This is a genomic window from Rikenella microfusus DSM 15922 (assembly GCF_000427365.1).
Taxonomy (GTDB): Bacteria; Bacteroidota; Bacteroidia; order Bacteroidales; family Rikenellaceae; genus Rikenella; species Rikenella microfusus.
The window spans coordinates 2,101,284-2,125,915 of the sequence record NZ_KE386488.1; the positions used below are offsets into that span (position 1 = coordinate 2,101,284).

A 24,632-nucleotide genomic window follows, 5' to 3' on the forward strand; every position below is an offset into this window, starting at 1 on the left:
CGGCGGCTGCAACCTGCGGTCGCGCCCTCGCTGGCTCCGGGCTTGAATCCGCAAATTAAAAGTACGTTTTTTATTGATGCGATTCGGAAGAATCGCCGGCTTATGCGCCCAAGCCGCTTTGCGGCTTCGGGGGGTGGGCGCAAAGCCGATAAATGAGATAATTTAACCGTACGGTTTTTCGCAAGGGGCCGTAGCTTGCGGAGGAACGACGAGCGGATGCGAGTTACGGACCTCCGCTGCTCGGAGGCTGCGGCCCGTCCGCTGGCGCGGAAACTTATTTTGAACCATATGGTTAAAACTAAAGTTCCACATCAGCAAGCGGGCCGGACGCCTCCCCCCTCGGGAGGCCCGGTGCCGCTCGCTGGCCGTAATAACCCTAAACCGCGGCCATTTCCGTGCGCCCGACCCGAATGAAAGATAATCATACGATTATATCAGTTTCCCCTCAGTCAGCCCCGGTACTGTCCATGTATTGGTGCGATTCGTAAGAATCGTCGGCTATGACGCCTGACGGTTGAAACCGTCGAGACGGCGTGCGGCAGATTGTCAGTTCCAAGTCGCGGCGTATCTGCAAAACAGAGATTGCGATTCATCCCGCCGTCAAATCTCTCCCTTCGACATTAGCCACCCCGTAAAGAAGTCACAAAACTGACAACATAATAACCGATCATTCTATTTTGTGTCATTAAATAAAATTAATTCGTACCTTTGCCCGAGAAAGAGCCGGTAGCGTCCCCTTCGCAAAGCGGCTCAGAACATACGGCACAGCGTTATGAAAAGATCTCCATCATTCGCAGGCACAGGCAAAATCCATGTCATTATTATGGTTGCGGCACTGGCTTTAGGGTCAGTATTGTCCGCCTGCACCAAACAGCCGGGAACCGGAAAAGGCGGACTGACAGGCGGCGAATCCGTTTTCAACATCACCCTCGACGCCGGATCGTTCGCCGGTATCCCGATCGACGGCGGCGAAATGGACGGGACGGTTTCCAAAACCATTCCCGCGACAGGCATGCGCGAAGACGACATGGCCAACATCTGGGTACTCCAGTTCGACGCCGAAGGAACATGCGTACGCAGCTGGTACTACGACTCGTACGATCCGGACGACTTCCCCGTAACCCTTTCCTCCGGAACCGCCCAGACCGTGGCATTCGTGGCCAACACTTTCGACGAGAACCTTTTCCGCGATTACGCCGGGAACCGGGAAACATTTCTGGCCCTGACCCGGGAAATGACCGAAATCACCGTCCACACGGGAAACGATGCCGACCACCGCTACTTAGTCATCACCGGCCTCTACCGCGGCGACATCGTTCCGGCGGAATCCCCGTTTGTCGTGTCGATGAAACGCACCGTGGCCAAAATCAGATTCACCTGGTCGGCAGCCGTACCGCAAGGCGAAAGTTTCGTTCCCCGGAGCCTGCAACTGCATAACGCCCCCGAAAACGGAACCTATTTCGGACAAACCGCGGAACGATACCCCGCCGCCGACCCCGCTAATTTCGCCGAATACGCCGCAATCGCCGATCCCGCAGCGGGGACATACGGCTGGTATGTAGCCGAGAATACGCGCGGGACGGGTACCGGCAGCACTTCGTTCGGCAAGAACGCTTCGACCGCGCCCGACGGACAAGGCGATTACTGCACTTATATCGACCTGCAAGGCGAATACACATTCAAAGACGGACAGAAGGCCGACCTGAGCTACAAATTTTACTTAGGGGCCAACACGACTTCGGACTATAACGTGCGCAGGAACAATATTTACGACCTGACTGTGCGCATCACCGGGGCCAGCGCCGCCGACATGCGCCTCTCGCTTGCTTCGGCAGGCGGCAAACTCGGCGTCGAGGACGAAAAAGCCAATGCCGCCGACGAACCGGCCCAGGACGCCAGTTTCGGCGTGGCGTCTCCGGCCAACTGCTTTATGGTCGTGCCGGGGTCGAGCGTAACGTTCGATCCCCGCATACAGGGCAACGGCGGCGCAGGGGCGCAGCCCATCGCTCCCAAAAGCATGGGCGTGTTGTGGCAGGAGGGCGACGGCGTCAATCCGCTGATCCGCAACGTAGCGTTCGCCCCCTCGCAGGCGACGGTCTATGCCAGCAGCAAGATCGCTCGCGGAGGCAATGCCGTGGTCGCCGCATACAGCGGCGAAAACTGTACGGGGGACATTCTCTGGAGCTGGCATATCTGGGTAACGGACTACCGGCCCGACGGCACGAAAGATTACGGTTTGGGCGAAAACTCTTACGCCTCGGTCGATGGCGGACAGGTGCATACCTACGGGTCTGAGTTTATGACGGCCGTAAAAGCCGTTACGCCGACCAGGAACCGCGTAATTATGGACCGTAATCTGGGAGCGGCCAAGGCTTATTATATTCCTCCCCAAGCGAATGATTCGGAAGCGCCGCTCGCTTTCGGTCTGGCTTACCAGTGGGGACGCAAAGACCCGTTCCCCCAATGGGACGGTACGAATGCCACAATTCTAAGCGCGCGTAAACTATACAGCGCCGATGGTTCGACTATTTTAACAGAAGACCAAACTGGATATAAAAAAATAAATATTACAACAGAAGGAGTAATCACCGATAACAATACTTTGATATTTACAATAAAAAATCCTCTGACTTTCATTTACAATCTCAGTACATTTGATTGGTACTCCCTTAGTAGAGAATACGATAACGATATCTTATGGGGAGAAGGAACAAAAAAAAGTATCTATGATCCCTGTCCGGCAGGATGGCGCGTTGCACCGAACGGTACATGGAATGATTTTGGCAATGCTCCTTATGCAGATCCATTTTATTATTATGTTAACGGGATTCAACAAACGGAAATGAATACTCCCCCGATTGAATCCCATTCTACTAACGGCAGATATTATAAACCGGGAAGCGGTCAAATAAGAACATGGTATGCTGCCTCAGGAGGTTATCAAAGGAATGATGGATTACTGGCGTGGGGAGGGGAAAGCGGTTATGTATGGTCGTCATCTATTGAACATATTTCGAATGTTTATGGTTATTATTTAATTTTCGGTACTAATTCTGTTGATCCTAATTATACTACATATCGTGCTCACGCATACGAAGTACGGTGTATTCAGGAGTAGCCGGGACGATGGGGAGCCAAGGGCCTCAGATTTCGGGCCGATATAGGGAGTGACCAAACGTCCGGTTAATTTTTCATTCGGGTCGGATGCCCGGAGACCGCCCCGAGTTTACGAGGGTTGCGGGCCTCCCGATGGGGAGGCGTCCGGCCCGCCCGCTGGCGCGGAAACTGATTTTTAATCGTACGGTTTATTGTGATATTCTCCCTTAGGCAGCCCGGAGCCACCCCCGGCGAACCGACGTTGCCAGCGAGAGCCATCGGGCTCGCACGAATGGCCGAGCGGCGAGGAGGACAACGAGCGAAGCGAAGTTAACGGCTGCAACCTGCGGTCGCGCCCTCGCTGGCTCCGGGCTTTAACATGCAAATTAAAAGTAGATTTAATTGTCTGCAGTAGCGGCCAGCCTGAACCGACGCAGCAGCCGAGAGCCATCGGGCTCGCACGAATGGCCGAGGTACAAGGTCGTATAGAGTTACCAAATAGTATATATATAATTACCTAAATAATGTCGGAAGTATCTCCATTAGGCTTGTTTCTGTTTTTCGGACGGCTGTCTCGGTCGCGGGCGAGCCGGCAGAGCGTGCAGGAGGACGCGCGCCGAGCCATCGAAAGCCGGGAACCCTGTAAAGCGCAAGCCTGAAAGGGGTATTTCCGAATCATTTTAACGGTTTATTTACTCCGCCCCGCCGCTTTTCGTCGGATACCGCCCGCCTAAGAAGCCGCACGTTACAACTTTTACCGCTCCCGAAAGAGGACCGCGTAACGAACCCGGACTCGGAAAACGGGACAAAAGGGCAGAAAAGAGCGACGCAGTTTTTATATTCCGGAAGACGGCTGTCGTGTCCGGCTTTCGGAAATATGACCGTGATTCCGTACCTTTGTCTCAGCTAACCTGATAAGTTATGATCGAGAGAGAGCAGGCTGACTTTTTCCTCGCGGAGGCCTACAATGCAGCAGTAAGGGCCGGGGCCAAAATCATGGAGATATATACCCGTTACGACGATTTTTTCGTCAGCCTCAAGGCCGACAGCACCCCTATCACCATCGCCGACAAAGAAGCGCATACGCTGATCAAGCATTTCCTGAGCGCGACACGCATTCCGCTGTTGTCGGAAGAGGGACGCGATCTGTATTTCGACGAGCGGCGCGGCTGGGACCTTTTCTGGATGGTCGATCCGTTGGACGGTACCGAAGAGTTCATCAAACGCAATGGAGAGTTCACGGTCAATATCGCCCTGATGGTGGACAACCGCCCCTATCTGGGCGTGATTTATATTCCGACCACCGAAACGATCTATTTCAGTGATCCGGATCGGGGATCGTTCTGCAAAACCGCCGTGCGGCCGGAAATGAGCGCCGAATATACCATCAGCCGTATCTTTGCCGGAGCACGCAGACTGCCGGTGGTCGGCGAACGGAACATGCCGATGAAAGTGGCCCTGAGCCGGTCGCACGAATCGGAACAGGTGCGCGAACATATCCGTCGGTTGCAGGAGCAGATCGGCGAAGTGCAGATCGTGGAGTACGGCAGTTCGCTGAAAATGTGCCTCGTGGCGGAAGGTTCGGTGGACTGTTACCTGCGTACGACACCCACGTCGGAATGGGATACGGCGGCGGGCGAAGCGATTGCCCGGGGAGCCGGGGTGCGGGTGGTCTCGCTCGGCGGAGAGCCGCTGCGGTACAACGAGGAGTCGCTCGAGAATCCGCCTTTCATCTGTCTGACCAAATACCTGAGCGGATATGAGTGGCAACAGTAATACGGCGCTTTTTTCCCCGGACGACGTAGGGGTGGCGAACGGCAATTATTTCGGGCTGCCGTTCTCGCCGGCCGAAGCGGAGCTGGTGCTTCTCTCGGCCCCGTGGGACGTGACGGTGTCGTACAACCCCGGTACGGCGGCAGGTCCGCAGGCCATCATCGACGCTTCGACCCAGGTGGAGTTGCGCGACGCGCACTATCCGGAGGGCTGGCGGCGGGGTATCGCTACGGCGGAGACCGACCCGTGGATCGCCCCGGCGTCGGAACGATTGCGGAAGCGGGCGGAAGAGGTGATCGCTCACCTGGAAACGGGAGGCTCGACGACGGACGCAGCAGTGGCTGCGGCGCTGGCCGAGGTCAATGCGGGTTCCGAAAAACTGAATGAGATTGTTTTCACGCAGGCCGCTTCGTTATTGACCGCAGGCCGCACGGTGGGGCTGGTGGGGGGCGACCACAGCACGCCGCTGGGACTGATGCGAGCCGTGGCCGACTCGCTGGCAAAGCGGGGCGAAGCGTTCGGCATCCTGCACATCGACGCCCATGCGGATCTACGGGAGGCTTACGAGGGATTCGCCTGCTCGCATGCTTCGATCATGTACAATGCCCTGCGCCTGCCCCGACTTTCGAAGCTGGTACAGGTCGGCATCCGCGATTTCTGCGGGGCGGAGGCCGCTCTGGCGGCGGACAGCGGGGGCCGGGTGGTGCAGTTCGACGACTATACGCTGGCCCGAAACGCTTTCGAGGGGCTGGACTGGAGCACGCAGTGTTCGGCGATCATCGAACAGTTGCCGGAGAATGTTTATGTCAGTTTCGATATCGACGGCCTTTCGCCGGATAACTGTCCGGGGACGGGGACGCCGGTACCGGGAGGGTTGTCGTACCGGGAGGCGGTCTATCTGCTGGCGAAACTGGCGGACTCGGGACGTCGGATCGTGGGTTTCGATCTGGTGGAGGTGGCCCCGTCGAACGACGATGGGGAGTGGAATGCCAATGTAGGGGCGCGAATGCTCTACAAACTCTGCAACCTGACCCTTAAAACACGTATTTAACCTCGTTTATTTGACACACATGTTCGAGGCAACTGTTCTTTCTTTTCAAAGGAAGAACCAAAAAGATTTTCGAGCAACCATACACGCCTCTCCGGAACCCCATTTCGTCCGATAAAACCAGAGGTTCGGCCTGTCGCCCTCCCCCCGTGGCGCAGAGCGCCAGGGCGACAAGGCCGGCGGTTCTGCGAACCGCAAAACAATGGACTATCGTTCCGACCGAAAAATCCTGAAGAAAAGGATACCCGCCAGGTTCAGGAGATGCGGAGCATCTCAAAAAGTTTGGCTTCGTCTTCCTCCTGACGCCTCGGCCATTCGAACGAGTTCGACGGCACTCGGCTGCTGCGTCGGTTGTCCGGCTCTCTTTGGTCACAACCGACGCTGCCAGCGCATCCAGAGACCGCTTGCGGGCTATGGTAAGCGGCGAGGAGGAACCGAGTAGCGTTCCGAGACCCAAGACCGTGAACGGTCTTGGGCGGTAGCACGAGGAAGCCGCAGGCAAAACGAGCGTAGCGACGTTAAAGAGAACAGTACCCTCGAACCCAACAGTACAGAATAAACGAACGATTGCAACATGATGATATATGCGTAAGATTTTACTGTTTTCTTTCTTTTTGATTATCGGTTTGGCCGCCTCGCAGACACTGCCCGCCCTGATGGGCGGAGAGAGCTATGCCGCTTTCAAAGGAGCGACGGACATATTGTTATACGTCTGCCTCGCCTTTATCATGATCAATGTCGGACGCGAGTTCGAAGTCGAAAAAGAGCGATGGCGGAGCTACGTGAGCGACTACTTCATCGCCATGGCTACCGCCGCCCTGCCTTGGTTGCTGGTCGCCGTTTATTACGTATTCGTGCTGCTGCCAGGCACCTGCCACGGCGATTGGGACGCCTGGAAAGAGAGTCTGCTGCTGAGCCGTTTCGCAGCCCCCACTTCTGCCGGCATCCTCTTCACGATGCTGGCGGCTATCGGATTGAAAACCAGTTGGATGTATCGAAAAATACAAGTGCTCGCCATTTTCGACGACCTCGATACGATTCTGCTGATGATCCCGCTCCAGATTATGATGGTGGGGTTCCGGTTGGAAGTGATCGTGATTCTGGCCGTGGTGATGGTCCTGTTGGGCTTCGGCTGGCGCTATCTGGCGCGGTTCGATATGAAGCAGTCGTGGTGGGCCATACTGTTATACGCTGTGGCGGTGATTTTCGTGACCTGGCTGGTGAACAGGCTGTTCCATATCCATATCGAAGTGCTGCTGCCCGCGTTCGTACTGGGTATGGTGATGCGGCACAAACATATCGACACCCCGACCGAACGTAAAGTATCGACCGGCGTATCGTTCTTCTTCATGCTGTTGGTCGGATTGAGCATGCCCTATTTCGCAGGCGGCGGGATGGCGGCATTTTCGGCCCATTCGGTCGCCGAAGGCGGAGCACCCTCCATTCTGGGTTCGCAGCCGATGATGCCGTGGGGGACGATCGCCCTGCATGTCGTCATCGTTTCGCTGTTGTCCAATATCGGGAAGCTGGTACCGCTGTTTTTCTATCGCGACCGGATGTTCGAAGAGCGGCTCGCTCTGTCGGTGGGGATGTTCACGCGGGGGGAAGTCGGCGCGGGCATCATTTTCATCGCGCTGGGCTATCATATCGGCGGCCCTGCCCTGATTATTTCGGTACTGACGCTGGTTCTGAACCTGATTCTGACCGGCGGTTTCGTCGTCTGGGTCAAACGGCTGGCCATGAAAGCCTACGGCAGACAGACGCAGGCGGCATAAACCTGTTTCCCCAAAAACAGACAAAGGGCGACTCGGATACGGTCGCCCTTTGCGGTAAAATAAGAATTGAAATTTACCGAGAAAATCACATGAGCATTAAATAACATATGGTAAGTATATACGAAATTACCCAAAAATGAAAAATAATCTCCCTAAACGGCCCTGCGCCCAAGCGGCGTAGCCGCTTCAGGGGGTGGGCGCGGGCCGAAATAAACTGCAATCCAGGCTACGTATACAACAAAATAAAGTCGTATCTATCTTAAAAAATCAAATTCAGACAGGCGAATTGCAGGCCCGTTCAAAGATTTTCAGCCCGACGGCCGGTATTCCGCCGACCTCTCGTGCCGAAACGGGCAATACCGGAGCCGGCACGCCGACCGGATTCGGCAACCGGTCGGCGGGATAGAGTTCGCGTACCGACAGTCCGGACGTGAATACCCGGGCCTCGTCCCACAGACCGGCTTCGATGAACGATTCCAGCACCTGCCGCCCCCCCTCGACGATCAGAGATTGTACTTCGTATGGTTTCTGCCGCAGCGTCCGCAACAGCTCCGATAAATCGCCGAACGCCTCGACCGCAACCTCCGGCCTGTCCGAAAAAACCGCCTCCGCTTCCGCTTTCCGCTCCGGCGAAGTGAACAATACCGTCCGCGCCCGACCGTCGCCGAACAGTCGCAACCCGCGCGGCAATACCAGCCGCCGGTCGATCGTCGCACGCAGCGGATTGCGTCCCTCCCACGCCCGCACCGTCAGCGAAGGATCGTCCAGTTCTGCGGTGCGAGTTCCCACTAAAATCGCATCCTCTTCCGCCCGCCAGCGGTGTACCAGCACGCGTGCCGCCTCGCCCGTCATCCAGGCGGCCGGCAAATCGGCCGACGGACGCACCGCATCCAGACTGCCGTCCGACGTCTGCGCCCATTTCAGGATGACATACGGCCTGCCGAACGTCTGCGCCGTAAAGAAACGGCGGTTGAAATGCAGGCACTCCCGCTCCAATACTCCCATCGTTACCTCTATGCCGGCTTCGCGCATCCGGGCCACGCCCCGGCCGCTCACCTCACAATAAGCATCGATACACCCCACCGCCACGCGCGGAATCCGTTTCTCGACGATCAGATCGGCGCACGGCGGCGTCTTGCCCCAATGGCTGCACGGCTCCAGATTGACATACAACGTGCTTTCGGACAGCAAATCCCCGTAACCGTTCGCCTCGGCATCGGCCACGGCGTTCACCTCCGCATGCGGTCCTCCGTATCGGCGGTGCCACCCTTCGCCGATAACCCGCCCCTCATGGACGATCACGCAACCCACCATCGGGTTGGGCGACGCGCTGCCGGCCCCCAGCGCCGCCAGTTCCAGACACCGTTTCATGTATGTTTCTTCGGTCATGGCGACAAATTTAACTATCTTTGTTCAATATGACTCTGCGAGAAACGTATAATCTGTCGGTCGCCCGGTTGGTTCCGCTGTACGGCGAACACGAAGCGAAGGCGGTCGTGGGGCGGTTGCTGGAGGATAAATACGGGATCGGAAAACTGGAACGGATAACCGTCGGCAGCCGTCCTTTCCCGCACGAAACGGAGTGGAACGCAGACCTCGAACGGCTGGAGGCATGGGAACCTGTGCAATACGTGACCGGATACGAACAGTTCTGCGGCCGGATTTTCCGCCTCTCGCGCGACACGCTGATCCCGCGCGGCGAAACGGAACAGTTGGTACGGACGATACTGGACGGCTCTCCCCGCAAAAGGATACTGGACATCGGAACGGGCAGCGGAGCGATCGCGGTGACTCTGGCCGCGGAATGGAAAGAGGCCCGGGTGGAAGCGTGGGATATTTCCCCCGGCGCATTGGCGACGGCGGCAGCCAATGCCCGACGGAACGGTGTCGGGGAGCGGATCCGTTTCGCGGAACGGGACGTATTGAGTTACGAGCCGGAAACGGATACGGAAGCATTCGACCTGGTGGTCAGCAATCCGCCCTATGTATTGGAGTCGGAACGGGCGCGGATGCGGGCGAACGTAACGGACTACGAACCGGAGGGGGCGTTGTACGTCCCGGACGACGATCCGCTGTTGTTCTATCGGGCGATCGCGCGTCTGCCGCTGCTCGGGCGGGGCGGCGAACTGTGGTTCGAGATTAACGAGCGGTTCGGCACTGAGACGGAGGAGCTTTTGCTGTCGTCGGGCTACCGGGATGTCCGGATAATGAAGGATATTCACGGGCGCGAACGGATCGTGCGGGGAGTAAGATAGTCCGGGGTCCGCGTCAGCGGTCGGCCCGCCGCCGGTCCGGGCGCAGGGCCGAATCCGCGCGATATTCGGTTCTCCGTTCGCTGTCTGCGGGGATTTTTAACATGTAGAATGATGGTTTATTACGGCGACGAGGAATTCGGCTACAAACGGGTCAGGGAACGCAGGCGTCCTGAAAACATCGACTATTCGCAACCGGCCAAAAGCGCGGAACAGGCCCTCGAATCGCTGATGGCTACCTGCGCCAGGTGCGAGCGGTGTATCAGCGACGTGCGGCGGTCGCTGTACCGCTGGCGAATGCGTCCGGAGGATTACGAACCGATCATTGCCCGGCTGGTACGGGAGCGGTTCGTGGACGAGGGACGTTATGCACGGGCCTATGTACGCGACAAGGCGAACGGTTCGGGATGGGGACGGCGCAAGATCGAGCTGGGACTGCGGGCGAAAGGGATTCCGAAAGAGATCATCGACGAGGCGCTGACGGAGATCGAGCCGGAACGGCAGGCCGATCGGTTGGAGACGATGCTCTACCGGCGGTTGGTGCGGGAACGGGACAAGGCGAGAAGCGCATACGACCTGCGTACGAAACTTTTTCGCTGGGCGGTGGGACGCGGATACGATTTCGCAGAGGTACAGGAGACTCTGGAACGGATCATGGCCGAAAATTACGAACCGGAAACGGAGTCTGTCTGAGGCTATGGAGCGGGAACCGTTCGGGATATGAGGCGTTCCTGCTGACCGTTGCGCGGATGATTAACCAATAAATAAGTCTTCGCGCCAGCGGACGGGCCGCAGCCTGAGGGCAGCGGAGGCCCGCAACACCAATCGCGGGAGCGATTGGTGCGTTCCCCGCAGGCGGCTCCGAAAACCGAAACAAAATCAACCCAATTACCTGTTTTGGAACAAAGCGATTTCGACATACTGACCTCGAAAGAGAGCCGCGAACTGATCGAACGCCACATCGACGGCGATCCGGCCCGGCTTGCACTCAAACTGCGCAATCCGGCCGTAACCCGGCAAATACGGATACTCCAGAAATGCCGTACCAAATTGCCGGCGTACTACGCCGCCCGTTGCATCGTGCCGCAAATCGCTTACGAACAGGCCAGCAGCGAAGCCGCTGCGACAGCCCGGACCGAAAGCATCCTGCCCTCCATTCCGGAAGGCGAACGAAAACTGGCCGTCGATCTGACTTGCGGGTTGGGTGTCGATTCATTGGCCTTGAGCCGGGTTTTCGACCGGGTGATCGCAGCGGAGCTGGACCCGTTGCGTGCGGAAACGGCCCGCTGGAATTTCGAGCGTCTGGGAGTCGGAAATATCGAAGTCGTCCACCGTTCCGCCGAAGATTTCCTCGTGTCGTGGCCTTGCGGACAACGTATCGATTTGGCATATATCGACCCTTCGCGCAAGAAAGCGGACGGAAGTCGGGTCTATTCGTTGGAAGACAGTTCGCCCAATGTACTGGAGTTGCTTCCTGTCCTGCGTCGGAACGCCCGGCGGATCGTAGTGAAACTGTCGCCGTTATTCGACGTGGCGGAGGTTTACCGCTTGTTCGGAGAGAATACCTGCATGGAGGTCGTTTCGCTGGACGGAGAGTGTAAGGAGGTGCTGGCCAAAATCGGTTTTGAGGAAGGTCAAGAAGCCGCGCCGTACATGCGGACGACAATCATACGCCGGGGAGAAACCATGCATTACGATTTCAGCCGGACGACCGCGGATGCCGGACTCACGGAGTGCGGGAAAGTCGGCGAGGCCCGTTTCCTGCTGGTGCCGGACGTCGCCTTCTACAAGACACGGACGGTCGGGGCCTATATCGCGACTTACCTGCCGCATATGCGGGGAAATTTACGGCTATCCGGAGAGTATCTCTTTGCGGACGAACTGCCGGATAATTTCACGGGCAGGACTTACCGGATCACGTTCCGCCATCCGTACCAGCCGAAAGAAATCGCCCGGCTGCTCCGTTCCCGCGGGATCCGGCGGATCAACATACACCGCCGTAACTTCCCGTTTTCGGCCGAACAAATCGGCCATGCGCTGGGAGTCGGCCTCGGCGGCAGTACGGATATTTTCTGCACGTTGGCAGACGGAGAACCCACTGTCTTTTTTGTCAGCAGAATTGACTAATTTTGTTTATTAACCGTTCGTTTATCCGTTACATTAGAGTTCTGAGGCAACCGTTCTTTTTGTGAACAACGACGCTGCCAGCGTGAATAGAGCGTTTTTATTCAGGCTTTTTCGATCGGAACGACAGCCCGTTGTTTTGCGGTTCGCAGAACCGCCGGCCTTGTCGCCCTGGCGCTTTGCGCCACGGGGGGAGGGCGACAGGCCGAAGTTCAGGTCGTGGATGCGGGCTATCGTTTCATACAAACCAGCGTCCGGAGCGCAGAAAACTGCGAAACCCGAGGCGCACACGACTGCTCGGAAATTCGGCTTTGCCTTCCCCCGGAGCCTCGGCCACCCGAACGAGTTCGATGGCCGAGGTTGCTCGTCGGTTCTTGCTTTTCAAAGAAAGAACGGTTGTCTCCGAACTCTAATGTAACGGATAAACGAACGGATAAAACAGTAAATTATGGGTAATTTCAAGGAAGAAGTAGCGAAGATACGCGCATTCGTATTCGACGTGGACGGCGTATTCACCGACGGGAGGATCCTCATCACCCCCGACGGCGAATTTTTACGCGAATACAGCGTGCGCGACGGACTCGCCGTAGTACGGGCCGTACAAAAAGGCTATCCTATCGGCATCATCTCCGGCGGACACGGCGATCAGCTCCGCAAACGTATGGAAGGGTTGGGCATACGGCACATATACACCGGAAAAGAAAGCAAGATCGAATCCCTGCACCACTTCGCCGAACAATGCGGCGTCCCCCTCGAAGAGACGATCTACATGGGCGACGATTTCCCCGACATCGAACCCATGCGTGCCGTCAGGCTCGCCACCGCTCCGGCCGATGCCGACGCCACCGTGAAAAGCGTCGTGCACTACGTTTCCGCCTTCAAAGGCGGTTGCGGATGCGTGCGCGACATCATCGAACAAGTGCTCCGGGCCAGAGGAGACTGGTTCGAATATTGATCCGACACGCGCAAACCGTCCGGCAACCCTGCGCCCTCAACCCTTTCCGCTCCGCTAACCTCTTCCCCGGATGAAAATATTACGAAAACTGCTTATCGCCCTGACGACGGCAGCCTGCCTGAACGCACAGGCCGAAGGACTCTCCGCCGACGGCCCCTATATCCGTTACCGGGCCGACGGAATCGCGCAAACGATCCGCGTCACCTCCGCCGGACAAATCGAAAGAACGGACAGCGCCCGGCTCCCTCCCGATTTCCGGTTCCGTGTCGAGAGCCACGACGGCCGCTACGCTTTCGATGTGACGCTGCACCCCATCGTGCGCCCGGCCTGGAAATACGAAGCGCCGAAAAAACTGCTCGTACTCTCCGACCCGCACGGCGACCTGCACAGCCTCGTCAGCCTGTTGCGAGCCAACGGCGTGATCGGCAAACGACTGGAATGGCGATACGGAAAAAACCGCCTGATGGTCATCGGCGACGTTTTCGACCGGGGGCCGGACGTCACGCAGATACTCTGGCTGCTGTACAAGCTGGAAGCCGAAGCCGATGAAACCGGCGGAAGTGTATCGTTCCTCTTGGGCAACCACGAACCCATGGTACTGTCGAACGACCTGCGCTACACCGACGAAAAATACAAAACGCTGGCCGACACGCTCGGCATCGAATACGCCTCATTGTTCGGACCGGATACCGAACTGGGCCGCTGGCTGGGCACACGAAACACGATTCAGGTGATCGGCACGAATCTGTTCGTACACGCCGGAGCGGGGCAAGCCTTTTACGAACTGAATCCGGACATCCCCCTCGTCAATCGGGAAACGAGCCGTATGCTGTTCCGCAGGAACAAGACACGCAAAGCCTGGTCGCCGTTGCACGCCTTCTTGTACGGCAGCGAAGGTCCCCTGTGGTATCGGGGGTTAGTCCGCGAAAAACCCAAATACAAGCCCTGCGCCGCCGACACGCTGCAAATGATCCTGAACCGTTACGGCGTCGAACGGATCATCGTCGGCCATACCGTTCAGCCGGATATTTCGGCCTTTTACGACGGCAGAGTGATCGGCGTGAACGTGAATAACCGGAAAAACCGGGAACAGGGCCTCGGCCGGGGCCTGCTGATCGAACAAGGCGCCTGTTATGTCGTCGGCGACAAAGGAAAATTACGACAACTCTTTTAAACCTATTGACAACGCACATGAAACATCCGTTCACGCTGATCGTCGCCCTGTTCGCCACCGTCGGCATCGCGGCCGCCCAGCACATCGTCCCGGAACCCGCCTCGGTCATCCCAGGCAAAGGCGTGAACCGGAAAGGCGCGAGGACCTCCGTCATGAACGGAGGCGACACTACGCTCGACTTCGCCAGCCAGGCGATTAGCACGGTGATACGACACGACCTGAAAAGCCACCCGGACAACTATCAACGCCGCTTTTACAAACTGGCCGTGGATGCGGACGCCTTTCCGAACCCCGAAGCCTACCGTTTGACGATTACTCCGCGCGAAGTCCGCATTACAGGCGGCTCGTCGGCCGGAGTATTCTACGGCGTCCAGACCCTGCGGCAGCTGATCGACGAAAACGGCGACCTTCCGTGCGTGACCGTCGAAGACGAGCCTCGCTTCGCTCACCGCGGACTGATGCTCGATCCGGCCCGTCACTTCCTTCCCGTAACCGACCTAAAGCGGTTTATCGACGCGATGGCCCTGTATAAATTCAACGTGCTGCACCTCCACCTGACCGACGACCAGGGCTGGCGCGTCGAGATCGGCAAATACCCCCGCCTCACGGAAATCGGCTCCGTCCGTGCCGAAACCGACGGCGACGGCATTCCCCACCGGGGTTACTATACGCAGGCGGAGTTGCGCGAACTGGCGGCCTACGCCGCGGAGCGGCATGTGGAGATCGTGCCGGAATTCGACATTCCGGGGCACTCGGTAGCGGCCGTCGCCTCCTATCCGTGGCTCTCGTGTCAGACGATCGACACGCTTCAGGTGCGGACCACGGCGGGCGTATCGCCCGATCTGCTGTGTGCCGGCAATGACTCCACGGTAGCGTTCGTCCGGGACGTCGTGCGCGAGATAGCCGCCGTTTTCCCCTCGCCGCGTTTCCACATCGGCGGCGACGAGGCCCCGCTGGACCGGTGGGTGCAATGCCCGAAATGCCAGGCCCGGAAAACCGCCCTGGGGTTGAAAACCGACGCCGAACTGATGGGATGGCTGTTGGGACAGGTATCGGAGACCTTGGAGGAGGCCGGGAAAAAACCGATGATCTGGTACGAAACGAACGTGCCGCGCTATCCCGCCGAAGCGACGATGTTCGCCTGGCGGATGGGGCTGACCCCCGCCGTGACCGACAGTGCGGCGGCCTACGGCTGGCCGCTGGTGCTGGCGCCGGGCGAACACGCCTATTTCGACTATCCGCAGGCCGCCGACGAGCGTCCGGCGGAATGGATGCCGGTGCTGTCGTTGCGCCGGGCCTACGATTTCGACCCGCAAGGCCCGACGGCGATCGGGGTGGAAGCCACCCTGTGGGGCGAATACATACCCGACATCGACAAAGCCTTCTACATGGCGTTCCCGCGGGCGTTGGCCCTGTCGGAAGCCGCCTGGAGCCGCCCCGAAAACCGGTCGTGGGAACGTTTCCGGGCCAAATTGCCGCACCAGCTCCGGTTGTTGGAACAGGTCGGCATCCCGTTCCGGCGCCCCGCGGACAAGGAACTCGACTGACGCATGAAAAAATTCCTGACAGAAACGGCTGAATCGCTATACGCGGCATACGGCGCCGGCATTTCCGACCTGTACATCATCTTTCCCGGCAAGCGGGCACGCCTCTTTTTCAACGAGGCGCTGCTCGAAATCACCGGCGGGCGTCCCATGTGGCAGCCCCGCTACCTCTCCATGGACGACCTCGTCCGGAGTCTGTCGCCGCTGGAGACCGGCGATCGCCTGCGGCTCGTGGCCGAACTGTACAAAATCTACGACCGTTACCACCCGGAGCCTTTCGACCGCTTCTTCCGCTGGGGCGAAATGCTTCTCTCGGATTTCGACACCATCGACAAATACCTGATCGACGCCGCGGCACTCTATGCCAACGTCAGCGACCTGCGCGAGATCGAATCCCGGTTCGGCGGCCTGTTCGCCGAGAACGACGAAGCGATGGCGCTGGTACGCGGCTTCTGGCAGACCCTCGACCGTCCGGGCGTAAAATCGGTCGAACAACAGCAATTCCTGAAAATCTGGCGGTCGCTCCACAGCATCTATTCGGAATACAAGGCCCGGCTGCGGGAACTGGGCATCGGCTACGGCGGCATGATCTACCGCGATGTCGCCGAAAGCCTCGCGCCCGGCGATACGGACGAACGCTTTGCGGGAAAAACTTTCTGTTTCGTCGGGTTCAACGCCCTGAACGAGTGCGAAAAACGGCTGTTCGGGTACCTGAAAGAGACCGGAGCCGGACGCTTCTACTGGGATTACGACAACTATTTCTACCGCTCGGAAGATCAGGAGGCCGGACGTTTCATCCGGCGCAATACGGCCCGGTTCGGCGACGACGCCCCGGACCTCGCGCGGGACAACTTCGAACGGCCCAAACGGATCGAAGTGATCTCCACCCCGTCCGACATCCTGCAATGCAAAGCCCTCTACCGCGAACTGGAAAAAATCTACGAGCAACAGGGATTCATAGATAAAGAGACGGCCATCGTACTGACGGACGAAAACCTGCTCCTGCCGGTGCTCCATTCCATTCCGCCCGCCGCCGCGGCCCTCAACGTCACGATGGGTTACCCGCTGGCGAACACGGTGCCTTACATGCTGTTGGAACGGCTTCTGATGCTCCAGAGCCACGTGCGCGAAGGGCATTTCTCGCATACCGACGTGCTGGGACTACTCGCCCATCCTTACGTGGCGGAACAGGCCGCCGCCGCGGCCAAAGCCGTGGCCGACCGCATCAATACCTGGCAGACGGTATGGGTACCGCCCGATTTTTTCGAAGACAACGACCTGCTGTGCCGTATCTTCCGGCCCGTCCCGGACGTGGAACAATTGCAGCTATATATCGAAGATATACTTTCCGGGTTGGGCGCCGTACCTTCCGACAGCGAGGAGGCCCGCCAACGCAAAGAGTTCATCTTCACGATCCTGGATAATGTGATCCGACTCGGCAACACCGTGCGGGAGTGCGGTATCGAACTGCCGACGGGCATCTACATCTCCCTGCTGAGGCAGACGCTGGCGAAAACCCGCGTACCTTACGAAGGCGAGCCGCTGAGCGGCCTCCAGATCATGGGTATCCTGGAGACCCGCAACCTCGATTTCGACAACGTGATCCTCCTCTCGCTCACCGACGACACTTTCCCCGGCAACCGCGAAGGCAGCTCCTACATCCCCTTCAACCTGCGGCAGGCGTTCGGCCTGCCTACCCCGCAGGACCACGAAGCGATGTACGCCTATTATTTCTACCGCCTGATCGCCCGGTGCCGGCGGCTGACGATGATGTACAGTTCGGCGGCGGACGACAAGCGCACGGGCGAACAGAGCCGCTACATCTACCAGCTGGAATACGAGTCGCCGCACGCGGTGGAACGTTCCAATATCAACCTGCGGATCGACTACCGGCCCGTAGAACCGATCAGCGTGGCCAAATCGCCGGAGATCATGCGTCGGCTCGCCGCCATGGAGTTCTACCCCTCGAAACTGAACCGTTATATCGACTGCCCGCTGAAGTTCTATTTCGCCGACATCGAACGGCTCGAAACTCCGGAACAGATCGAGCAGGAAGTAACTCACCTGGATGTGGGTAATACGCTCCACCGCGCCCTGGAGCTGCTTTACGCCCCTCTGGTCGGCCGGCCGGACGCGGCGCGGCATATCGCGGCCCTCGCCGCGGCGGACATACGGGATGCCGTCGAACGGTCGATGGCGGATGTGATGGGAGCGCGGGGACAACAGATCGAACTGAGCGGACGCATGTCGTTGCACCGGGATATCGTGATCCGGTACGTCGAGAACATCCGCCGTTTCGACGCGCGGGAGGGAGGCGCCCCCTTTATCGTCGAGGGGTTGGAACGGACGGTGAAACATCCGTTCGATTTCGGCGGACGCTCCGTCACGCTGGCGGGCGTAGCCGACCGTATAGACCGGTTGCACGACGGTACGCTGCGGATCGTGGATTACAAAAGCGGCGGCGACACCCCGGAATTCGTATCCGTGGAAAACCTCTTTTCCGACGAAGGGGTTACGCGGGACGGCGAGTTGCGCTACGAGCCGCATAACGGAGCGGTATTGCAGACATTGCTGTACGCATTGATTTTCGGAACCGTCGAACATGCCGACGTATCCCCGGCGCTCTATGTGGCCCGTAAAATGGGAGTACCCGACTTTTCGCCCCGCCCGGTCTGCAAAAGCGACGGCATGATGCCGGTGGAACGTCTGCGTCCGGAACAGGCGGCGGCGCTCGCCGATGGGTTGGAACGGCTCTTCACGACCCTGTTCGACGCTTCGGTTCCGTTCGTGCAGACCGCACACGAACAGAAATGCGCCGTATGCGATTTCCGGAACATCTGCCGCAGATAAACGAGCGGCCCGCATGCCGCGGATTCCGTCGGAAACGGCGCTTTCCCCGAAAGCGATTATATATTTTGGTGACGATATACGACTTTGCGCAAATCCCGTTTCAGCTCAGCGCCGGACGGTTTTCAGCCGTCGGGGTGCGGCGCGAGCTGAAAGAACCATGCTGTATAAAATAGCATATAATTACCTATATATTTAGATACCAGCCGTTTTACGTCTGTTTCTCGACTTGCGCCGCCCCTTTCGGGTCTTTTGACCGGGTTTGCACCGCCTCGTGCCGTCCGGCGTTGAGCCGACAGAGGGAAATGACCACCGAACAGGTCCGGCATACCAAAGTGTATAATCGGATTCCGAAAATACCTATGCACGGAATCGCTTTAGCACTTTCATATCGGTTTAGGTAAATACGCTCCGCTTTATCGGGAGATTCGATTTTTCGTGTTCGGGGCCGGTGCCCCTTATACCGAGTTTTGCCCGTTATGCGCCCCGCGTTACTCCCGCAGCAGAGGCAAACGGCCCAACATGTTCTTCAGACGTATCGCGATCCGCGGCATCGCCTCGGCAACGGTCAGACCGACGATCTCTTTTTCCCGGGCGATATCGTCGATCACCCGCACGACCTCATCGATTTTCATCCCGCCGGGCACTACGCCCACGGCCGGCACGATCTCGGCCGGATCGAGCACGTCCATATCGAAATGCACCACGACTTTGGACGCCCCGCAGGCTCGCAACCAACCGATGAGCGCGTCGCTGTCGCGTGCCACCTCCGCAGGCGGCAGATGCGGGATGCCGTACTGCCGCTGGCGGATTTCGATCTCCCTGCGCTCCCAGTCCCGCAGTCCGACGAACAGAATCCGGGACGGTGCGATCCGCGCGGGCAGCTCCGAGACGATTTTCCGGTCTCCCAGTCCCATGCAGGCGGTTACGGCCATCGCATGAAAACCCTCGTAACCGTCTCCGGGCAGCGTAATGTCAGGATGCGCGTCGATCCACACCATGGCCACATCGCCGTCGTATTCGTTCGCCAGATAGGTGAAAGGCGCCACGCTGACGGAACATTCGCCTCCGAGCGTAACGATCCGGCGGGGCCGTTCGATTTCCAGAATATCCATCGCCGCCCGGGTTTGCGCGACGATGACGTCGCGATCGAGCACGCCGTCCGCCGACCGACGTTCCGCCGCATCCGTCGCCACCGGGACGACACGCGTTTTCTGTCCGTTGTCCGGAGCGAGAAAATTCAATAACTGCGCCCCGAGGTAATATCCCGTCGACGCCTCGGCCGGATCCGGGATTTCCGTCACCAAACGGCTGATGTCCCCGCCCTGCCATTGCGGATAGACCAGACGAAGTACCGATGTCTCTTGTTCCATAGGTCTGCAATTCCGTATATCGCGTTTCCTGTGCCGATCTGCCGGCAAAAACGCCCGCCGGGAACGATGCGCCCGGCCCGAATCAGTCGTTATTATAGCCGAACCGCCGAAGCGCCCGTTCGTTATCGCGCCAGTCTTCGGCCACTTTGACGAAAATTTCCAGAAACACCTTCTTGTCCAGAAACGCCTCCAGGTCTTTTCGCGCTTCGGTGCCGACCCGTTTCAGCCTGGCCCCCCGATGGCCGATAATGATGCCTTTCTGCGACTGCCTCGCCACGTAGATCACCGCACCGATCCGGTCCAGAGCGGGCGATTCTTCGTACGATTCGATAGCCACCTCCGTGGAGTACGGAATCTCCTTGTCGTAGTTCAGCAATATCTTCTCCCGGATGATCTCGCTGGCGAAAAAGCGCAGGCTTTTGTCCGTCAGGGTGTCTTTCGGATAATAGGCCGGCCCTTCGGGCAGCAGGGCCACGATCCGCCGGATGACCGGTTCGACGTTGAATCCATCCCGCGCCGAAACCGGTATGATTTCGGCCGCGGGAATCTCCCGGTGCCACCAATCGACCAGCTCTTCGAGCTTCTCGGGCGTCGTAAGGTCCACTTTATTGACCACCACGATCACCGGCGTGCTGTTTTCAGCCGCCATCGCCCGCACTTTCGCCAGGAATTCGCCGTTCTTGTCCGGCTGCTCTACCGTGTCGGTCACATAGACCAGCACGTCGGCATCGCCCAGCGCTCCTGTCGAGAAGCCGAGCATCGACTCCTGGAGTTTGTATTTCGGTTTGAGCACCCCCGGCGTGTCGGAATAGACGATCTGGAAGTCGGGACCGCTGACGATCCCCATGATCCGGTGGCGCGTGGTCTGCGCTTTCGAGGTGATGATCGACAGGCGTTCGCCCACGAGCCGGTTCATCAGGGTCGATTTTCCGACGTTTGGATTGCCGATGATATTCACGAAACCCGCCTTGTGCGGGACGTCGGGGGTCAGGATGGTTTGTGTCGGTTCCATAATTGCGTTTTATCGCGGAACAAGGCAAATCGCGTGCCCCCGCCTCTATTTTCGGTCGTTTTCTGCAAAGTAGCGGTAAAACAGCGGAATCGTTTCGATGCCCCGGTAAAAATTCTCCAGCGGGTAATTTTCGTTCGGCGAATGGATCGCGTCCGTGTCAAGCCCGAAGCCCATCAGGATCGACTTGATGCCCAGCACGCGTTCGAACGTACTGATGATCGGGATGCTGCCCCCGCTGTAAAACGGCACGGGACGCCGGCCGAACGTCTCTTCCATCGCCCGCGCCGCCGCCCGGTAGGCCGCCGAATCGGTCGGCGCCACATAGGGATAACCGCCGTGCAGGGGCGTGCATTTCACCGTTACGCCGTACTGCGGCGCGATTCGTTCGATATGCGCGATAAATTGTTCCGTGACCTTTTTGAAGTCCTGATTGGCGACCAGACGCATCGAAACTTTGGCGTGCGCCGTCGAGGGAATGATTGTCTTGGCCCCCTCGCCCGTATATCCGCCCCAGATGCCGCAAACGTCCAGCGTCGGCCGGATCCCTTTGCGTTCCATCGTCGTATAGCCCTTTTCCCCGCGCGGTTCGACGATACCGATCGCCGAGGCGAACGCCTTTTCGTCGAACGGCGCCGCATTGATCTCCGCGCGTTCCGCCGTGCTGAACTCGCGCACGTCGTCGTAGAAACCCGGCAGAGCGATGCGCCCCTCTTCGTCCGTCAGCGAACCGATCATCTTGCACAGGGCGTTCACCGGATTGACCACCGCCCCGCCGTACAGCCCCGAATGCAGGTCGCGGTTCGGTCCCGTCGCCTCGATTTCGACGAAAGCCAGCCCGCGCAGCCCGCAGGTGATCGACGGCGTGTCCATACCCAGTAACGACGTGTCGGACACCAGAATGATATCCGCCGCCAGCATCTCCTTATGTTCGGCGCACCAGGTCGTCAGCGAACCGGAACCGATCTCCTCCTCGCCCTCGAACATGAATTTGACGTTGCAACGCAGCGTGTCCGTAGCCGCCAGCGCCTCGAACGCCTTGACGTGCATGAATCCCTGCCCCTTGTCGTCGTCGGCGCCTCGTCCCCATATCCGACCGTCTTTGACGGTGGGTTCGAACGGGTCGGTGTTCCATAATTCGATCGGATCGACCGGCATCACGTCGTAATGGCCGTAAACCAGCACCGTGGGTGCTCCGGCCGCTACGACCTTTTCGCCGTAAACGATCGGGTTTCCCCCGGTGGGGAAGATCTCGGCCCTGTCGGCTCCGGCCTTGAGCAGCGCCTCCCTGAGCCATTCCGCGCAACGCGCCATATCGGGTTTGTGCGCCGACTCGGAGCTGATCGAAGGGATGCGCAGGTATTCGAAAAGTTCGGTCAGAAACCGTTCGCGGTTCCGTTCCAGGTATGCAGTCAGTGTATTCATAAAAATATCCATTGGTTTCCGAAATGTCGGATTTCAAAGATACTGTTTTTTCCTGGCAGACAAAACAATCTCTTTTCGTGCATGTTTCGCTTGCCTTTTTACTGCCGTTTTCTTATATTTGTAATGTAAAAAGTCTTTATTTAAACATAAGAAGTTATTTATTTTATAGCAACAACGGGAAATATATAAAAGTTCCTAACGTACATTCACCGGTATCCGAATTTTATAGTTATTCAATAAAATAATCGAAAATGATACCACTATTTCAAATCCACGGGCTATGGGTCGCGGTGGCGTTGCCTTTGCTGGTCGCCTGCTCGTCCCGGCCGGACAGAACGATCGAGAACCTCAAAAACGCCGTAACCAGCGAAACGGGGGCGGCAGTACGTTACCGCGCATTCGCGGTGCAGGCCGAAAAAGAAGGGTTCGTGAATATTTCAAACCTGCTCGAAGCGATCGCCCGCTCCGAAGAGATCCATGCGGTGCGCCAGCGGAAAGCCCTGTCCGGGTACGGTGAACCGGTCGGGGAAACGAATCTCCCGCTCCCCCGCATAGGTTCCACGCGGGAAAATCTGAAAATGTCGCTTCGGACCGAACATTTCATGTCGCAGACGGTATTCCCGATTTTCGAGGCTTCGGCCGCGGCGGAAGGAGCGACCGAGGCGGAGCAGCTGTTCCGCCGGGCCACGGCGGTATCCGTTCTCCATTCCGAATATTGCCGCAATGCGCTGGACAAACTCGAAAACGAAGGCTCCGACTGGAACGTGGTCAATTCGTGGTCCGTCTGTCCCCGGTGCGGATGCCCGTACATGACGGCGAAATTACGCGAAAACTGCAATATCTGCGAAGAACCGGCCAGCTCATTCATTTTATGCCAATAACTGCGATTCAAATCGGAATAAATAACGTACCTTTAACGGCAGAAATCCGAATTTAACACACGTTTCCATGAAAAAAATTCTCCTTTGGGCGGCCGTTCTTTGCGCGGGACTGGCGGCAATGCCGGTACAGGCACAGAACGACGGCGCGGACGCCGTTATCGAACGATACGAACGCGCCACGGGACTGGACCGACTCTCGCCTTCCGAAATGACCTGCGTGATGATGGAGGTCGTCGCCGAGGTGCAGGGTATGGCCATGCCGATGACAATGGTGCTCAAGGAGCCGGGCAAAATGAACGTGGACATGGAAGTGGCGGGCCAGAAGATGAGAATGGTCACCGACGGGGAGAAGGGCTGGGTCAGCATACCGGGGCAGGGTACGATGCCGATGCCCGACGAGATGATGGCCCAGCTCAGGGAACAAACCAACGTCAGCCAGAATTACCGCTGGAACAAAAAGGATTACTCCTATAAACTGGCCGGCGAGGTACAGGAGGGAGGCCGTACTTATACGGGTGTGCTGATGACGCCGAAAAAACCGCAGCCGCAGGTCGGCAACATGGTGGTCTATTTCGACAAAGAAAACGGCCTGGTATCTTTCCTCACGATGGATATCGAGCAGGGAGGACAAACCCAGTCCGCACGGATGAACTTCAGCGCCTACCGGTCGTACGGCAAGGTGAAATTACCCTCCCTGTACAAGATGCTGGTGAACGGCTCGCCCATGATGACCCTGGAGATCAAGGCCCTGCAATACGCCTATCCCGCTGCGGACAGCCTGTTCGCCAAACCGGAATAGAAGCCGGTTAAAACGCCGCCGGAATTATTTCGGCAAGTACATACGATATCGTCCGGTTTGACCGGGAAGACCTGCTCTTCCTCCGGCTGTCCTTTCGACCCGGGCGAGAAACCGAGGGGAGAAGCCGTGGCCCGATTTCGGACAAAGTCGTATCTATTTATCTGCCTTTAAACGGCCTGAAAACTTCGGACAGGTTCATACCTCTTGTTATTTATCCTTTACCCTGTACGGAGCCGAAGCCCTTAACCCCCGATGCGGTTAGGGGCTTTTTACTTGGCAAACGGGCATGGAACGATATTTGCGGAGGCGGTTATACGCGACTTTACCCAAAACCGTGCAACGATCTCCCCGAACGGCCCTGCGGTGCCGCGGGCACACCGGCCGGGAACTTTCTCTGCCCGAGAGGGTGGGCGAGGTCCGGAAACAGCTGAAAACCCATGTAAATATAAAAGGCGACTATATACGACTTTACACGACCCTGTTTCGGCTCCACGCCGGACGGCACGAGACGGTGCAAGCCCGGCGAAATACCCGGAAGATCCGGCGCGAGCCGAAAA

17 protein-coding genes are annotated in these 24,632 nt (G+C 58.2%); 13 read left to right on the forward strand and 4 right to left on the reverse strand.

Annotation, left to right across the window (positions count from 1 at the left end; translation table 11 throughout):
• The first annotated feature begins 772 nt into the window (after nucleotides 1–772).
• From RIKMI_RS0109705 to RIKMI_RS0109720, 4 genes are all read left to right on the forward strand, one after another.
• The gene (locus tag RIKMI_RS0109705; RefSeq protein WP_084135255.1) at nucleotides 773–3,118 is read left to right on the forward strand and encodes a DUF4906 domain-containing protein; all 2,346 of its coding nucleotides are present in this window, start codon (nucleotides 773–775) and stop codon (nucleotides 3,116–3,118) included.
• A gap of 899 nt (nucleotides 3,119–4,017) precedes the next feature.
• Nucleotides 4,018–4,872, forward strand: a complete 855-nt coding sequence (gene cysQ / locus RIKMI_RS0109710; protein ID WP_027291449.1) for a 3'(2'),5'-bisphosphate nucleotidase CysQ — start codon at nucleotides 4,018–4,020, stop codon at nucleotides 4,870–4,872.
• Nucleotides 4,856–5,920, forward strand: coding sequence for an agmatinase family protein (locus RIKMI_RS0109715; protein ID WP_027291450.1), 1,065 nt, complete (start codon nucleotides 4,856–4,858; stop codon nucleotides 5,918–5,920). The genes cysQ and RIKMI_RS0109715 overlap by 17 nt, the downstream gene beginning before the upstream one ends.
• Before the next feature lie 581 nt (nucleotides 5,921–6,501).
• Complete coding sequence (locus RIKMI_RS0109720; RefSeq protein WP_027291451.1) at nucleotides 6,502–7,692, forward strand: cation:proton antiporter; 1,191 nt, start codon at nucleotides 6,502–6,504, stop codon at nucleotides 7,690–7,692.
• Nucleotides 7,693–7,965: 273 nt separating this feature from the next.
• Here the strand turns inward: RIKMI_RS0109720 and ribD are convergent, their stop codons facing one another.
• Nucleotides 7,966–9,081, reverse strand: a complete 1,116-nt coding sequence (gene ribD, locus RIKMI_RS13780) for a bifunctional diaminohydroxyphosphoribosylaminopyrimidine deaminase/5-amino-6-(5-phosphoribosylamino)uracil reductase RibD (protein ID WP_051214486.1) — start codon at nucleotides 9,079–9,081, stop codon at nucleotides 7,966–7,968.
• Between the two features lie 29 nt (nucleotides 9,082–9,110).
• Between ribD and prmC the strand changes: the two genes are divergently transcribed.
• From prmC to RIKMI_RS0109765, 7 genes are all read left to right on the forward strand, one after another.
• Entirely contained in the window at nucleotides 9,111–9,947 is an 837-nt protein-coding gene (prmC, locus tag RIKMI_RS0109730) for a peptide chain release factor N(5)-glutamine methyltransferase (protein ID WP_051214487.1), read from the forward strand.
• 108 nt (nucleotides 9,948–10,055) lie between these two features.
• On the forward strand, nucleotides 10,056–10,637 hold the full coding sequence (locus tag RIKMI_RS13785; protein ID WP_245584957.1) for a regulatory protein RecX: 582 nt from the start codon (nucleotides 10,056–10,058) through the stop codon (nucleotides 10,635–10,637).
• 204 nt (nucleotides 10,638–10,841) lie between these two features.
• Nucleotides 10,842–12,071 carry a THUMP-like domain-containing protein gene (locus RIKMI_RS13790; protein WP_051214488.1) on the forward strand — a complete coding sequence of 410 codons (1,230 nt, stop codon included), beginning with the start codon at nucleotides 10,842–10,844 and terminating at the stop codon, nucleotides 12,069–12,071.
• Between the two features lie 445 nt (nucleotides 12,072–12,516).
• Nucleotides 12,517–13,023: a KdsC family phosphatase gene (locus RIKMI_RS0109750; protein WP_027291453.1), complete on the forward strand. Its 507-nt coding sequence runs from the start codon at nucleotides 12,517–12,519 to the stop codon at nucleotides 13,021–13,023.
• Nucleotides 13,024–13,093: 70 nt separating this feature from the next.
• Nucleotides 13,094–14,197, forward strand: coding sequence for a metallophosphoesterase (locus RIKMI_RS13795; RefSeq protein WP_051214489.1), 1,104 nt, complete (start codon nucleotides 13,094–13,096; stop codon nucleotides 14,195–14,197).
• A gap of 17 nt (nucleotides 14,198–14,214) precedes the next feature.
• Entirely contained in the window at nucleotides 14,215–15,744 is a 1,530-nt protein-coding gene (locus tag RIKMI_RS13800) for a beta-N-acetylhexosaminidase (protein ID WP_051214490.1), read from the forward strand.
• 3 nt (nucleotides 15,745–15,747) lie between these two features.
• Nucleotides 15,748–18,591 carry a PD-(D/E)XK nuclease family protein gene (locus RIKMI_RS0109765; RefSeq protein WP_027291454.1) on the forward strand — a complete coding sequence of 948 codons (2,844 nt, stop codon included), beginning with the start codon at nucleotides 15,748–15,750 and terminating at the stop codon, nucleotides 18,589–18,591.
• A 488-nt stretch (nucleotides 18,592–19,079) separates the two neighbouring features.
• Here RIKMI_RS0109765 and RIKMI_RS0109770 read toward each other — a convergent pair whose 3' ends face one another.
• The 3 genes from RIKMI_RS0109770 to RIKMI_RS0109780 all read right to left on the reverse strand — a co-directional run bounded on the left by RIKMI_RS0109770 (nucleotide 19,080) and on the right by RIKMI_RS0109780 (nucleotide 22,395).
• Complete coding sequence (locus RIKMI_RS0109770; RefSeq protein WP_027291455.1) at nucleotides 19,080–19,961, reverse strand: arginase family protein; 882 nt, start codon at nucleotides 19,959–19,961, stop codon at nucleotides 19,080–19,082.
• 82 nt (nucleotides 19,962–20,043) lie between these two features.
• Complete coding sequence (gene era / locus RIKMI_RS0109775; protein ID WP_051214491.1) at nucleotides 20,044–20,973, reverse strand: GTPase Era; 930 nt, start codon at nucleotides 20,971–20,973, stop codon at nucleotides 20,044–20,046.
• A gap of 45 nt (nucleotides 20,974–21,018) precedes the next feature.
• A complete protein-coding gene (locus tag RIKMI_RS0109780) occupies nucleotides 21,019–22,395 on the reverse strand; it encodes a dipeptidase (RefSeq protein WP_027291457.1) in 1,377 nt (458 codons plus the stop codon).
• 251 nt (nucleotides 22,396–22,646) lie between these two features.
• On the opposite strand from RIKMI_RS0109780, the gene RIKMI_RS0109785 reads away from it, so the two are divergent.
• Entirely contained in the window at nucleotides 22,647–23,276 is a 630-nt protein-coding gene (locus RIKMI_RS0109785) for a rubrerythrin family protein (RefSeq protein ID WP_084135256.1), read from the forward strand.
• 67 nt (nucleotides 23,277–23,343) lie between these two features.
• Nucleotides 23,344–24,075 (forward strand): LolA family protein, encoded by a 732-nt coding sequence (locus tag RIKMI_RS0109790; protein WP_027291459.1) that lies wholly within the window; start codon nucleotides 23,344–23,346, stop codon nucleotides 24,073–24,075.
• Nucleotides 24,076–24,632: the final 557 nt, after the last annotated feature.